Below are 13,911 nucleotides of genomic sequence, written 5' to 3' on the forward strand. Positions count from 1 at the left end.
TGCATCTGCTCGCGCGAGAAACAGCTAGTGCCGTTTGGACGGTGGCCAGGAGGGCTCACCGCATAAGGCCAGCAACGCGTTTTCGACAACCTCAGGCAGGGCGGGATGAATCCAGTACTGCCCGCGCGCCATGTCCTGGGCCGGCAGGCCGAAGCTCATGGCCTGGATGAGGGGCTGAATGAGCGAGGACGCCTGATGGCCCATGATGTGCGCGCCGAGTAACAAGCCGGTCTCGCCGTCGACGAGCACCTTGGCGATGCCGGTGGTGTCTTCCATCGCCCACCCGTACGCGACGTCGCTGTAATCCTGAACTTTGACCCGGACATCGAAACCCTGCGCCCGGGCCTGGTTTTCGGTCAGCCCGACGCTGGCGATCTGCGGATCGGTGAACACCGCCGACGGCACGTAGCGGTGATCCGAGGGCATCAGCGCGGCGGTGTCGTCCCAGTCCTGCAACAGGTTATTGCGCACCACCCGCGCTTCGTGGTTGGCGACATGCTTGAGCTGGTACTCCGACGACACGTCACCGAGCGCGAAAACACCACGCGCGGTGGTCCGCTGGTACTCGTCGACGACGACGCGACCGTCGGCGGTCACCTTGATCTCGGCCTGCTCGGCGTCGAGCAGATCGCCGTTGGGCACCCGGCCGGTCGCCACCAGCAGCGCGTCGCCGCGCACCATCGTGCCGTCCTGGCAGGTGACCTCGACACCGTCGCCGACCTGGCGCGCGTCGACGACCTCGAGATGGTCGCGGATCGCCCACTTCTTCGCGGCCAGATCGGTGAAGCGCATGGCGATTTCGTCGTCGTGGCCGCGAAGCAGCGTACTGCCGCGCAGGATCATGGTGATCTGAGCGCCGAGCGCGGAGAAGATATGGGCGAACTCGCAACCGACGAAGCCGCCGCCCACGATGATCAGATGCTTGGGCACCTCGGCGATGCGCATGACATTGTCGCTGGTGTAGTAGGGCACGCCGCATTCGGCGATGGGCTCGGGGACCACCGCACGGGACCCGGCGGCGATCACCACCTGGTCGGCGGTCAACTCGTCGCCATCTTCGGTGCGCAAGGTGTAGCGGCCGTCGGGTCGGGTCGGCCCGAACCGGGTGTGGCTGGCGAACACCTCGACGTTGGGTGAGGCACGCCGGTAGTTCTCGCCGCTGAGCGCGATCGGGTCGATGCGCCCGAAGACCCGCGACACGATGTCGGGCCACCGCACTCCGTCGATATGGGCATCGATTCCGTAACGCGCTGACTCGCTGACGTTTTGAGCTACGTCGGCGCCGTAGACGAACATCTTCGTCGGGATACAACCGACGTTGAGGCAGGTGCCGCCGAACACTCCCTTCTCACAGATCGCCACCTTCTTGTCGGTGTAGCGCTCATCGAGGATCGAGTTGCCCGAACCGGTGCCGATGATCGCGATGTCGAAATGGGTCATGGTGGTCATCCTCGTTCGGAATGCGGGGCGGCATGGGTGATCTCGCGGGTGTACCAGTCGAGCCACCGGTCGAGTTCGCGGTAGGCCTGCCGGCGTACGTCGGGCACCGACAGGAACACGTCGTGTTTGGCGTCGCTGACCGGCACGATGGTGCTCCGGTTACCGATACACCCTGCCCATCGGGCGATCTGCTCGACGTCCAGGACTGCGTCGCCGCGCTGGATCTCCTCGACGCGCTCAGTGGCCTCGCGCACGCTGCGGTCCGAGCGCAGAATGAGGTTGGGCACGCCGACGTCGAGGCCGCGGTGCAACTGGGCATGTCCGCGCCGGATGGCGTGGATCCAGCCGAGCAGCACCGGAAAGCCGCCGACCGGTTTCCATTTCAGGTCGTAGTCGAATTCGCCGTGGTAGTCGCGGTGCAAGGTGGTGCCGTAGCCGCCCTGTGTGGGACGGCGCACCACCCAGCGCTTACGGACCCGCGATGCCGCCCTGATCGCCGCGGTGGTCGGCGCGGCACGCAGCACCGCTGGGCCCTGCAGATCCAGCCAGGGGCTGTTCAATATCAGGCCGGTCACCCGTTTGCGCGGGGTCAGCCCCCGTCGGCGCAACCCATCCAGCCACAGCGACACGATCAGCCCGCCGGCCGAATGCCCGTAGACCAGCACGTCGGGCTGCTGCAGCTCCGCGCCGATCACATCGAGGGCGCGGTCGAGTTCGGCGAAGTAGCGAGACAGGTCCGTGGTGAAGTGCGGGGTTTGTCCCTCGCGCCAGGAGCGGCCGCATTTGTGCAGGTCCAGAGCGTAGAACGCGAAGTCCCGCGTGGCGAAATGGTCGGCGAGTTCGGTGTTGAAGAAGTAGTCGGTGTAGCCGTGCACGAGCAGCACTGCCCGCCTCGCCGGCGGATCGACATCACCGCGCCGCACCAGGGTGGCGACGAGCTCACCTTCCCCGTCGGGGTCCGGTCCGAGCGCCATCGAATGCTGCCGGTAACCAGGCAGCACATCGGCCTGCCATTCGGGCACGGTTGCAACCTTAGTCGGCGACACACCGTCGGCGTTTCCCGCTAACGCGTCGGGCTAACCTGAGGTGACCACGCCCAACGGCCACGCGACGACGGAGGACCGACCACCAGTGCCTGACCATGTACCGACAGCGGCGGCGGAATGACCGTTGCGCTCCGTCGCAGTTGGGCCAAGGACCTCGACGCCGCGACGCTCTATGAGCTGTTGAAGCTGCGGATCGAGGTGTTCGTCGTTGAACAGGCGACCCCCTATCCCGAGCTCGACGGACGCGATCTGCTCGCCGAGACCCGCCACTTCTGGCTGGAAGCCGCCGACAACGAGGTCGTCTGCACACTGCGGCTGATGGAGGAACATCCCGGCGGGCAGAAAGGATTTCGGGTCGGCCGCGTGTGCACCAAACGCGAAGCGCGCGGGCGCGGCCACGCCACCCGGCTACTTTCGGCCGCGCTGGCCGAAGTCGGCGACTACCCCTGCCGGGTCGACGCCCAGATATACCTGGAGGCCATGTATGCCCACCACGGGTTCGTCCGTGATGGTGAAGAGTTTGTCGACGACGGAATCCCCCACGTACCGATGGTGAAATCATGACCTATCCCTTCAGCGCGCTCGTCGGCCACGACCGGTTACGACTGGCTTTGGTGCTGTGCGCGATTCGACCCGACATCGGTGGCGTGTTGATCCGCGGTGAGAAGGGGACCGCGAAGTCGACCGCCGTGCGTGGGTTGGCCGCGGTGCTGGCGGCCGTGGATGACGACGCCTCGCTGGTCGAGTTGCCGATCGGCGCCACCGAGGACCGCGTGGTCGGATCGCTGGACCTGCAGAAGGTGCTGCGCGACGGCGAGCATGCGTTCTCACCGGGGCTGCTGGCCCGCGCCCACGGCGGTGTGCTCTACGTCGACGAGGTGAACCTGCTGCACGACCACCTGGTCGACGTGCTGCTCGATGCGGCCGCGATGGGCCGGGTGCACATCGAACGCGACGGCGTCTCGCACAGCCACGACGCCCGGTTCGTGCTCATTGGCACCATGAATCCCGAAGAGGGCGAACTGCGCCCACAGTTGCTGGACCGGTTCGGCCTGACCGTCGACGTGCGCGCGTCCCGCGATGTCGACGTCCGCGTCGACGTGATTCGGCAGCGGATGGCCTATGAGGCCGACCCCGCCGGGTTCGCCGCGGCCTACGCCGACGACGACGCCGAGCTAGCCCGTCGGATCGCCGAAGCCCGTAAGGCTGTCGAATCAGTGGCGTTGCCGGACAGCGAGTTACGACGTATCGCGGCGCTGTGCGCGGCCTTCGACGTCGACGGTATGCGTGCCGACCTCGTCGTCGCGCGCACCGCGGTGGCACACGCCGCCTGGCGCGGCGCCGATACCGTTGGCGAAGAAGATATTCGGGTCGCCGCCGAGTTGGCGCTGCCACACCGTCGGCGCCGCGACCCGTTCGACGACCCCGGGCTGGATCCCGAACAACTCGACCAGGCGATACAAGAGGCAGGCGAATCCGCCGAGCAGGAACCGGAACCCGATCCCGATCCCGACCCCGACCCGTCCGGCGGTGGGGGCGAGGCGACACCGGATAGCGCTGGGCCACAGGGCAACACCGGTGGTTCCTCGCGACCGAGCGCACCGCCGTCGGCGGTGTACCGCACCCGTTCACTGGTGGTCCCGGGGGTCGGGGAGGGCGCTCCTGGGCGCCGGTCTCGGGCGCGCAACCGCACCGGTAAGACCATCGCCGCCGCGGCCGACCGGAATGCCGGCCACGGAGTGCACGTGTTCGGAACACTGCTGGCCGCCGCCGAACGCCAACGCGGTGCGGGGCGGCCGCGGCCGGGACCCGACGATGTGCGCCGCGCCATCCGCGAAGGCCGCGAAGGCAACCTGGTGATCTTCGTGGTCGACGCGTCGGGGTCGATGGCCGCGCGCGACCGGATGGCGGCGGTCGGCGGTGCCGCGCTGTCGCTGCTGCGAGACGCCTACCAGCGCCGCGACAAGGTCGCCGTGATCACGTTCCGTCAGCAGTCCGCGCAGGTGTTGCTGCCGCCGACGTCGTCGGTGCACATCGCCAGCCGGCGACTGGCCCGCTTTGACACCGGCGGCAAAACCCCGCTGGCACAAGGCTTGTTGACCGCTCGCGACGTGGTGGTCCGGGAGAAGGCGCGCGACCGTGCGCGGCGCACCCTGGTAGTGGTGCTCACCGACGGACGCGCAACCGGAGGACCCGACCCGCTGGGACGGGCACGTGAAGCCGCCGCCCGGCTGGTGGCCGAGGGCGCGGCGGCCGTCGTGGTCGACTGCGAAACCTCCTATGTGCGGCTGGGTCTCGCCGAGCAGCTGGCCCAGCAGCTGGGCGCGCCTGCGGTGCAATTGGCACAGCTGCGCGCCGACAACCTCACCGCCGTGATCCGCACCGCAGCCTGATCTGGAGGAGTTCGACATGCCCCAGGGCCAACCGCTCACCGTTCCCGATGATGGGTTGACGACGCGAGCCCGACGCAATGCCCCGCTGCTGGCGGTGCACACCGGCGCGGGTAAAGGCAAGTCCACCGCCGCATTCGGCATGGCGTTGCGGGCGTGGAACCAGGGTTTCGACATCGCGGTGTTCCAGTTCGTCAAGAGCGCCAAGTGGAAGGTCGGCGAGGAGGCGGCGTTTCGTCAGCTGGGCCGGCTGCACGACGAGAAAGGCGTGGGCGGTCCTGTCGAGTGGCACAAGATGGGCGCCGGGTGGTCGTGGACGCGCAAACACGGCAACGACGACGACCACGCCGCGGCGGCCGCTGACGGCTGGGCGGAGATCGCCCGCCGCCTCGCCGACGAGCGCCACGACTTCTACGTGCTCGACGAATTCACCTATCCGCTGAAGTGGGGCTGGGTCGACGTCGACGAGGTGGTCGCCACGCTGACTGCGCGGCCCGGCACCCAGCACGTCGTCATCACCGGCCGCGACGCCCCCGAGGCGCTGCTCGACGCCGCCGACCTGGTCACCGAGATGACCAAGGTCAAGCACCCGATGGACGTCGGCCGCAAGGGTCAGAAGGGCATCGAGTGGTGACCCACACCCGCTCCGCTTCCCCGCGAGCGTGCGTAAACTCGCGCTATTCACCGGCGTGTCGCTCGCGAACACGCACGCTCGCCGAACAAGCCGAGGACCAAGCGTGAGTTGGTCGACGCCTGCGATTGTCATCGGGGCGCCGGCGTCCGGCAGCGGAAAGACCACCGTGGCAACGGGTTTGATCGGTGCGCTGCGACAGGCGGGCCGCGCCGTCGCGCCGTTCAAGGTCGGGCCAGACTACATCGACCCCGGCTATCACACCCTGGCCGCGCAGCGGCCCGGGCGCAACCTCGACCCGGTTCTGGTCGGCGAGCACCTGATCGGCCCGCTGTACCGGCACGGCAGCGCCGCCGCCGACATCGCGGTCATCGAGGGGGTCATGGGCCTGTTCGACGGGCAGATCGACAGCAGCAACCCGTCGGGCACCGCGGCCGGGTCCACCGCCCAGGTCGCGGGCATGCTCGGCGCGCCGGTGATCCTCGTCGTCGACGCGCGCGGTCAAAGCCACAGCATCGCCGCACTGCTGCACGGCTTTTCGACGTTCGACCATTCCGTGCGCATCGCCGGGGTGATCCTCAACCGCGTCGGCTCCGCGCGCCACGAAGAGGTGCTGCGCCAGGCGTGTGAACACGCCGGTGTCCCCGTGTTCGGCGTCATCCCGCGCACAGACGAACTAGCTGTTCCGTCAAGGCATCTCGGGCTCGTCACGGCCGTCGAGTACGGCGCGCGGGCGCGGGCCGCCGTCGAGGCGATGGTCGCGCTGGTGGCTCGCCATGTCGACCTGGCGGCTCTTACCGCGGTGGCCACCAGCCATGTCGCCGCCGCACCGTGGGATCCGGCCGTCGCTGCGACCGCCGCAGACCGCGTCACGGTCGCATACGCGGCCGGCAAGGCGTTCAGCTTCGGCTACGCCGAACATCGCGAACTGCTGTGCGCCGCCGGCGCCGAGGTGGTCGAGTTCGATCCGCTGACCGATCTGCTGCCGCCCGATACCGGCGCGCTGGTCATCCCCGGCGGGTTCCCCGAGCAGTTCGGCACCGAGTTGTCGGCTAACGACCCGGTGCGCCAGCAGATCAAGGCGCTCGCGGACGCCGGCGCACCGGTACACGCCGAGTGCGCAGGGCTGACCTACCTGGTCGACGAACTCGACGGATACCCGATGTGCGGGGTGCTGTCCGGCACCGCACGCTTCACCGACCGGCTCACGCTGGGTTACCGGCAGGGCGTCGTCGTGGCCGACTCAGCGCTGCACGCGGTCGGGGAGCGGGTGATGGGACACGAGTTTCACCGCACGGCAGTGCAGCTCGCTGACAGCTATCCACCAGCCTGGGTCTACGAGGGAAACACGGGTACCCCGGTGCGGGACGGCGCCGTCGACGCCGGAGTGCATGCCGGCTACCTGCACACCCACCCCGCCGCGCATACGGGCGCGATCACCCGTTTCGTCACCACAGCCGCAACCTCTAGGCTCGCACGGTGAGTGAGAACGCCTACCTCGTCGGCCTTCGCCTGACCGGTAAGAAAGTCGTGGTCGTCGGGGGCGGCACGGTCGCGCAGCGCAGGCTGCCGCTGTTGGTGGCCAACGGCGCCGACGTGCACGTGATCACCCCCGCAGCCACCCCGGCGGTCGAAGCCCTGAGCAAGCAGAACCCTGGAGTCACGCTGGAGCTCAGAACATTTCGGGAAGGTGACCTCGAGGACGCCTGGTACGTCATCGCCGCAACCAACGATCCGGCCGTCAACGCCGCCGTGGTCGCCGAAGCCGAACGCCACCGCATCTTCTGCGTGCGCGCCGACATCGCCCGTGAGGGCACGGCCGTCACGCCGGCGTCCTTCGAGTACGAAGGCCTATCGGTCGGCGTGCTGGCCGGCGGCGAACATCGACGGTCGGCGGCTATTCGCTCGGCTATCCACGAGGCGATGCAGAGCGGGCTGATCGCGCCCGGCGACACCCCCGGCGTCGTGGCGGGCGGCATCGCGCTGGTCGGTGGGGGCCCCGGCGATCCCGAACTGATCACCGTCCGCGGCCGACGGCTGCTGTCGCACGCCGACGTCGTGGTCGCCGACCGGCTGGCCCCACCGGAACTGCTCGCCGAACTGGCACCACACGTCGAGGTGATCGACGCTGCCAAGATCCCCTACGGACGGGCGATGGCCCAGGACGCGATTAACGCGGTGCTCATCGAGCGGGCCCGCGCCGGCAAGTTCGTCGTGCGGCTCAAGGGCGGCGACCCGTTCGTGTTCGCCCGCGGCTACGAGGAGGTTCTTGCGTGTATCGACGCGGGAATCCCCGTCACCGTCGTGCCCGGAGTGACCAGCGCCATAGGGGTGCCTGCGCTGGCGGGCGTTCCGGTCACCCATCGCGGCGTCACGCACGAATTCGTGGTGGTCAGCGGCCATGTTGCGCCGGGACACCCCGAATCGTTAGTGAATTGGGATGCCCTGGCTGCCCTCTCGGGCACCATCGTTTTGCTGATGGCTGTCGAACGCATCGAGTTGTTCAGCAAGGCGTTAATGGCAGGCGGTCGACCTGCGGATACGCCGGTGCTAGTGGTGCAGCACGGCACAACCGCGTCGCAGCGAACGTTGCGAGCGACGCTCGCCGATGCGCCGGAACGGATCCGGGAGGACGGGATTCGACCGCCGGCGGTCATCGTGATCGGCTCGGTGGCGGCGTTCGGCGGTTAAAGGATTTCTAAGATTACTGTAAGGTAACCCGTTATGACGGCTCTCAATGACGCAGCGCGAGCAGCGATGCGCCGTGACGCCGAGGGCGGGGCAAATCGGTCACAACCCGTACGCGGGGGCCGCGCCGCTGCCCAGCGAACGGGTCAGGTGCCGGTATGGCAACCGTCGCGACGGTTCTTCGCGGCTGTTATCGCCATCGGCGGCATGCAGTTGCTGGCCACCATGGACAGCACCATCGCCATCGTCGCTCTGCCGAAGATTCAAGACGAGCTCAGCCTGTCCGATGCGGGCCGCAGCTGGGTCATCACCGCCTACGTGCTGGCGTTCGGCGGGCTGATGCTGCTGGGCGGCCGGCTCGGCGACACCATCGGCCGCAAGCGCACGTTCATCGTCGGTGTCACGCTGTTCACGATCGCCTCGATCCTGTGCGGCATCGCATGGGACGAGACCACGCTGGTGGTCGCCCGGCTGCTGCAGGGGGTGGGCGCCGCGATCGCCTCACCGACCGGGTTGGCGCTGATCGCCACGACGTTCCCCAAGGGACCGTCGCGCAACGCCGCCACCGCGGTGTTCGCCGCGATGACCGGCGTCGGCTCGGTGATGGGTCTGGTCGTCGGCGGTGCGCTGACCGAGGTGTCCTGGCGGCTGGCGTTCCTGGTGAACGTCCCGATCGGGCTGCTGGTGGTCTACCTGGCCCGCACCACGCTGCGTGAGACGCAGCGTGAGCGACTGAAGCTGGACGCTGCGGGCGCCATCCTGGCCACGCTCGGCTGCACGGCCGCGGTCTTCGGGTTCTCGATGGGCCCGGAGCAGGGCTGGATGTCGCCGATCACGCTCGGTTCGGGCCTCGTCGCTTGCGCGGCGCTGCTTGCGTTCCTCTACGTCGAACGCACCGCGGAGAACCCCGTCGTGCCGTTCGAGCTGTTCAAGGACCGCAACCGGGTCGCCACGTTCGCCGCGATCTTCCTCGCCGGCGGCGTGATGTTCACGCTGACCGTGCTGATCGGGCTCTACGTGCAAGACATCATGGGCTACACGCCGCTGCGCGCCGGCATCGGCTTCATCCCGTTCGTCATCGCGCTCGGCATCGGGCTGGGGCTGTCGTCGCACCTGGTGTCGCTGTTCCCGCCGCGGCTGCTGGTGATCGCCGGCGGCGTGCTGGTGCTCGGCGCGATGGTCTACGGCTCCACGCTGCACGGCGACATCCCCTACTTCCCGAACCTGGTCATCCCCATCACCGTCGGCGGGTTCGGCATCGGCATGATCGTCGTGCCGCTGACCGTGTCGGCCATCGCCGGTGTCGGCTTCGACCAGATCGGCCCGGTGTCGGCGATCGCGCTGATGCTGCAGAACCTGGGCGGCCCGCTGGTACTGGCGGTCATCCAGGCCGTGATCACGTCGCGCACGCTGTACCTGGGCGGCACCACCGGTCCGGTGCACAACATGGACAGCGCGCAGTTGCACGCACTGGACCAGGGCTACACCTATGGCCTGCTGTGGGTGGCCGCGGTCGCGGTGATCGTCGGCGTCGCGGCGCTGTTCATCGGCTATACGGCCGCGCAGGTCGCCCACGCCCAAGAAGTCAAGGACGCGCTGGACCAGGGCGAGCTTTAGCGATTCTGGGGTAGTTCGTCACGCTGGGCGTGACCGAACACGCCCAAATCACCTGTGGGTAGGGTGGCTATCCATGTCTGCCGGGTCGACGGACCACACGCCGCCCTCGTCGGCTCCGCTGGCGTCGAAGGTGTTGGGACCGGCGATCTTCGCGATCACCGGCATGCAGCTGATGGCGACGCTCGACGGCACCATCGTGATCGTCGCGCTGCCCCGGATGCAGGCCGACCTCGGGCTCACCGATGCGAGCAAGAGCTGGGTGATCACCGCCTACGTGCTGGCGTTCGGCGGGCTGCTGCTGCTCGGCGGGCGCGTCGGAGACGCCATCGGCCACAAACGCGCGTTTCTGTCCGGCGTCGGGGTGTTCACGATCGCTTCGCTGGCCTGCGGCCTGGCCAACGACCCCACCACGCTGATCGTGGCGCGCGCGGTGCAGGGCACCGGCGCGGCGGTGGCCGCGCCCACCGGGCTGGCGCTGATCGCGACGACGTACGCCGTCGGTCAGGCCCGTAACCGAGCCCTGGCGATCTCGGCGGCCATGCAGGGCATCGGCTCGGTGCTGGGCCTGGTGCTCGGTGGTGCGCTGACGGTGATCTCATGGCGGCTGGCGTTTCTGATCAACGTGCCGATCGGCATCCTGATCGTCGCGGTCGCGGTGTACTATCTCGCCGAAACCCACCACGAACGGCTCAAACTCGACGTCACCGGCGCGCTGCTGGCCACGCTCGGCTGCACGTCGGCGGTGCTCGTCTTCACCCAGGGCCCGCCGCGGGGCTGGGTCGATCCGCTGGTGATCGGCGCCGCGGTGGCCGCGGCGGTGTTCTTCATCGGCTTCCTGCTCGTCGAGCGCACCGCCGCACATCCGATCGTGCCGTTCTCGGTGTTCGACAACCGCAACCGGGTGATGACGTTCGTGGCGCTGTTTCTGGCCGGCGGGGTGCTGCTGACGCTGACGGTGATGATCGGTCTGCTCGTGCAGGACGTGCTCGGCTACACGGCGCTGGAGGCCGGCGTCGGGTTCATCCCGTTCGCGCTCGCGTTCGGCATCGGAAGTGCGGTCGCCGCCAAGCTGGCACCGCGGATCGCCCCGCGCTGGCTGATCATCGGCGGCGGCGTCTTCGTCCTCGGGGCGATGCTGTACGGCTCGACGCTGGATCGCAGCATCCCGTACTTCCCAGACCTGTTCGCCCCGATTGTCGTCGGCGGGTTCGGCATCGGGATGATTGCGGTGATCCTGCCGCTGTGCGCCATCGCCGGCGTGGGCCCGGGCGAGATCGGCCCGGTGTCGTCGATCACGCTGATGGTGCAGAACCTGGGCGGTCCGCTGGTGCTCGTGGTCATCCAGGCCGTGCAGACCTCGCGCACGCTGTATCTGGGCGGCACCACCGGGCCCGTCAAGGACATGACGCCCGCCGAGCTCGACGCGTTGGGATACGGCTACACGTACTCGCTGCTGTGGGTGGCCGGTGTCGCGGTGATCGTCGGCGTCGCCGCGTTCTTCATCCGGTTCTCGGCCCGCCAGATCGCCACCGCACAGCACACCCGCGAAGCGGTGGAGGCCGGCGAGCTGTAACCACGGCCCGCGAGCGCCCGGTTGATGTACACGAAACGCGAGTGACCCCGTCAACAACCGTGCGCTCGGCGACTACGACGCCACTCAGTAAGGTTGTCGGCTGTGATCACCCGCATGTCGGAGCTGTTTCTACGGACCCTGCGCGACGACCCGGCCGACGCCGAGGTCCCCAGCCACAAGCTGCTGATCCGGGCGGGCTACATCCGCCCGGTCGGGCCGGGCCTGTACAGCTGGCTGCCGTTGGGGCTGAAGGTGCTGCGCAAGATCGAACGCATCGTGCGCGAGGAGATGACCGCCATTGGCGGCCAGGAGATCCTGTTTCCGGCCCTGCTGCCCAGAGCGCCCTACGAGACCACCAACCGGTGGACCGAGTACGGCGACAGCGCGTTTCGGCTGCAGGACCGGCGCGGCAACGACTACATGCTCGGACCGACTCACGAAGAGTTCTTCACGATGACGGTCAAGGGTGAGTACAGCAGCTACAAGGACTTCCCGCTGCTGCTGTTCCAGATCCAGACCAAATACCGCGACGAGGCCCGGCCCCGCGCGGGGATTCTGCGCGGCCGCGAGTTCGTGATGAAGGACTCGTATTCCTTCGACGTCTCCGACGACGGTTTGAGCGCGGTCTACGCGCGCCATCGCGACGCCTACCAACGCATCTTCGATCGCCTCGGCTTGCGTTACGTCATCGTCTCGGCGACGTCGGGGGCGATGGGTGGCAGCGCCTCCGAGGAGTTTTTGGCCGAAAGCGACATCGGCGAAGACACGTTCGTGCGTTGCCTGGAATCCGGCTACGCCGCCAACGTCGAGGCGGTCACCACCGCGGTGCCGCCGGCGCTGCCGATCGACGGCCAGCCCGAAGCCAAGGTGTACAACACTCCCGGCACCCCGACCATCGCCACGCTGGTCGAATGGGCCAACGCCGCGCTGGACCGTCAGGTCACCGCCGCGGACACGCTCAAGAACGTCATGCTCAAGGTGCGCCAACCCGGCGGTGAATGGGAACTGCTGGCGGTCGGGGTGCCCGGTGACCGGGAGGTCGACGACAAACGCCTCGACGCGGCGCTCGAACCCGCCGAGTACACGCTGCTCGACGACGCCGACTTCGCCAGGTATCCGTTTCTGGCTAAGGGCTACATTGGTCCGAAGGCGTTGTTGGCCAACGGTGTTCGCTATTTGGTCGACCCGCGGGTGGTGGACGGCACGTCGTGGATCACTGGGGCCGACGAGCCCGGAAAGCACGTGGTCGGGCTGGTCGCCGGCCGTGACTTCGTCGCCGACGGCACCATCGAGGCGGCCGAGGTGCGCGACGGCGACCCGTCGCCGGACGGGGCCGGACCGCTGGTGTCCGCGCGCGGCATCGAGATCGGCCACATCTTCCAGCTGGGCCGCAAATACACCGAGGCGTTCGAGGCCGACGTGCTCGGCGAGGATGGCAAGCCCGTGCGCCTGACGATGGGCTCCTACGGGATCGGGGTGTCGCGGCTTGTCGCCGTCATCGCCGAGCAGCACCACGACGAGATCGGGCTGCGTTGGCCGGCAACGGTTTCGCCGTTCGACGCCCACGTGGTGATCGCCAACAAGGACGCCGCCGCGCGTGCCGGCGCCGAAGAGTTGGCCGCCGAACTGGACCGGCTCGGCGTCGAGGTGCTGCTCGACGACCGCACCGCGTCGCCCGGGGTCAAGTTCAAGGACGCCGAACTGCTCGGTGTGCCATGGAGTGTCGTCGTCGGGCGCGGCTGGGCCGAAGGTGTGGTGGAGCTGCGCAACCGGTTCACCGGTGAGACACGGCAGATCGCCGTCGCGAACGCGGCCGCCGACGTCGCCGCGGCGCTCGGATAGCGGACCGCACCCGTGCCGCCGGATGCGTCGAAGACCAGGGGCCGACTGCTCGACGCCGCAGCCCGCGCATTCGCCGCCGACGGCGTCTTCAACGCGTCGCTGATCGACATCACGCGCAAGGCCGGGCAGCGCAACCGGGCGGCGTTGCGCTACCACTTCGGCTCCCGCGACGGCATCCTGTGCGCGGTCATCGACCGGCACGCCGAGTTCCTCGCGCGGCGCGAACGCGACCTGCTCGACCTCGCGCTGACCACACCCGACGACCAGCTCGCCCCGGTTCTGGAGGCCATCGTGCGGCCCGCGGCCGAGGTGGCCGACAGCGGCTGGCGGGGGCGGTGCTGCCTGCTGATCATCGCCGAGCTGACCGGTGAGGACCGGGCGGCCTACAGCGCCGAGCTGCAGGCGGTGCTGGCGCGCACCGGTGGTAACGAGGTCTACGAACTGCTCACGGCCCGAACGCAATTCCTCACCGACGAGCTGCGGGTCGAGCGGTTCTCGCTTGTCGCGATGTTCGTGCTGCGCGCGATCGCCGACCGCGCCCGCCTGTTGGAGCGCACCGGTCGGCGCGGGCGCCCGCAGTTGGCCTACGAGCCGTTCGTCGCCAACCTGATCGCCATGGCGACCGCGGCCATGACCGCGCCCGTGCCGTTGACATAAGCACCGCTGCTTATTACGGTTGGCCCG

At 68.6% G+C, this 13,911-nt stretch carries 11 protein-coding genes; 9 read left to right on the top strand and 2 right to left on the bottom strand.

What is annotated here, in order from left to right; translation table 11 throughout:
- Nucleotides 1-24: 24 nt before the first annotated feature.
- A complete protein-coding gene (gene mtr, locus ABQF13_RS01685) occupies nucleotides 25-1,440 on the bottom strand; it encodes a mycothione reductase (RefSeq protein WP_448390933.1) in 1,416 nt (471 codons plus the stop codon).
- Nucleotides 1,441-1,445: 5 nt separating this feature from the next.
- Complete coding sequence (locus ABQF13_RS01690) at nucleotides 1,446-2,414, bottom strand: alpha/beta hydrolase (RefSeq protein ID WP_448391373.1); 969 nt, start codon at nucleotides 2,412-2,414, stop codon at nucleotides 1,446-1,448.
- A gap of 189 nt (nucleotides 2,415-2,603) precedes the next feature.
- Between ABQF13_RS01690 and ABQF13_RS01695 the strand changes: the two genes are divergently transcribed.
- The 9 genes from ABQF13_RS01695 to ABQF13_RS01735 all read left to right on the top strand — a co-directional run bounded on the left by ABQF13_RS01695 (nucleotide 2,604) and on the right by ABQF13_RS01735 (nucleotide 13,884).
- Entirely contained in the window at nucleotides 2,604-3,050 is a 447-nt protein-coding gene (locus tag ABQF13_RS01695; RefSeq protein ID WP_448390934.1) for a GNAT family N-acetyltransferase, read from the top strand.
- A complete protein-coding gene (locus ABQF13_RS01700) occupies nucleotides 3,047-4,879 on the top strand; it encodes a magnesium chelatase subunit D family protein (protein ID WP_448390935.1) in 1,833 nt (610 codons plus the stop codon). The genes ABQF13_RS01695 and ABQF13_RS01700 overlap by 4 nt, the downstream gene beginning before the upstream one ends.
- A gap of 16 nt (nucleotides 4,880-4,895) precedes the next feature.
- On the top strand, nucleotides 4,896-5,510 hold the full coding sequence (cobO, locus tag ABQF13_RS01705; RefSeq protein WP_448390936.1) for a cob(I)yrinic acid a,c-diamide adenosyltransferase: 615 nt from the start codon (nucleotides 4,896-4,898) through the stop codon (nucleotides 5,508-5,510).
- A 103-nt stretch (nucleotides 5,511-5,613) separates the two neighbouring features.
- Nucleotides 5,614-6,990, top strand: a complete 1,377-nt coding sequence (locus ABQF13_RS01710) for a cobyrinic acid a,c-diamide synthase CobB (RefSeq protein WP_448390937.1) — start codon at nucleotides 5,614-5,616, stop codon at nucleotides 6,988-6,990.
- The gene (cobA, locus tag ABQF13_RS01715) at nucleotides 6,987-8,198 is read left to right on the top strand and encodes a uroporphyrinogen-III C-methyltransferase (RefSeq protein WP_448390938.1); all 1,212 of its coding nucleotides are present in this window, start codon (nucleotides 6,987-6,989) and stop codon (nucleotides 8,196-8,198) included. The genes ABQF13_RS01710 and cobA overlap by 4 nt, the downstream gene beginning before the upstream one ends.
- Before the next feature lie 33 nt (nucleotides 8,199-8,231).
- Nucleotides 8,232-9,812 (top strand): MFS transporter, encoded by a 1,581-nt coding sequence (locus ABQF13_RS01720; RefSeq protein WP_448390939.1) that lies wholly within the window; start codon nucleotides 8,232-8,234, stop codon nucleotides 9,810-9,812.
- A gap of 73 nt (nucleotides 9,813-9,885) precedes the next feature.
- Complete coding sequence (locus tag ABQF13_RS01725) at nucleotides 9,886-11,385, top strand: MFS transporter (RefSeq protein WP_448390940.1); 1,500 nt, start codon at nucleotides 9,886-9,888, stop codon at nucleotides 11,383-11,385.
- A 102-nt stretch (nucleotides 11,386-11,487) separates the two neighbouring features.
- On the top strand, nucleotides 11,488-13,227 hold the full coding sequence (locus ABQF13_RS01730; protein ID WP_448390941.1) for a proline--tRNA ligase: 1,740 nt from the start codon (nucleotides 11,488-11,490) through the stop codon (nucleotides 13,225-13,227).
- A 12-nt stretch (nucleotides 13,228-13,239) separates the two neighbouring features.
- Nucleotides 13,240-13,884 (top strand): TetR/AcrR family transcriptional regulator, encoded by a 645-nt coding sequence (locus ABQF13_RS01735; protein WP_448390942.1) that lies wholly within the window; start codon nucleotides 13,240-13,242, stop codon nucleotides 13,882-13,884.
- Nucleotides 13,885-13,911 lie beyond the last annotated feature (27 nt).

This window comes from Mycolicibacterium sp. XJ879, assembly GCF_053483935.1.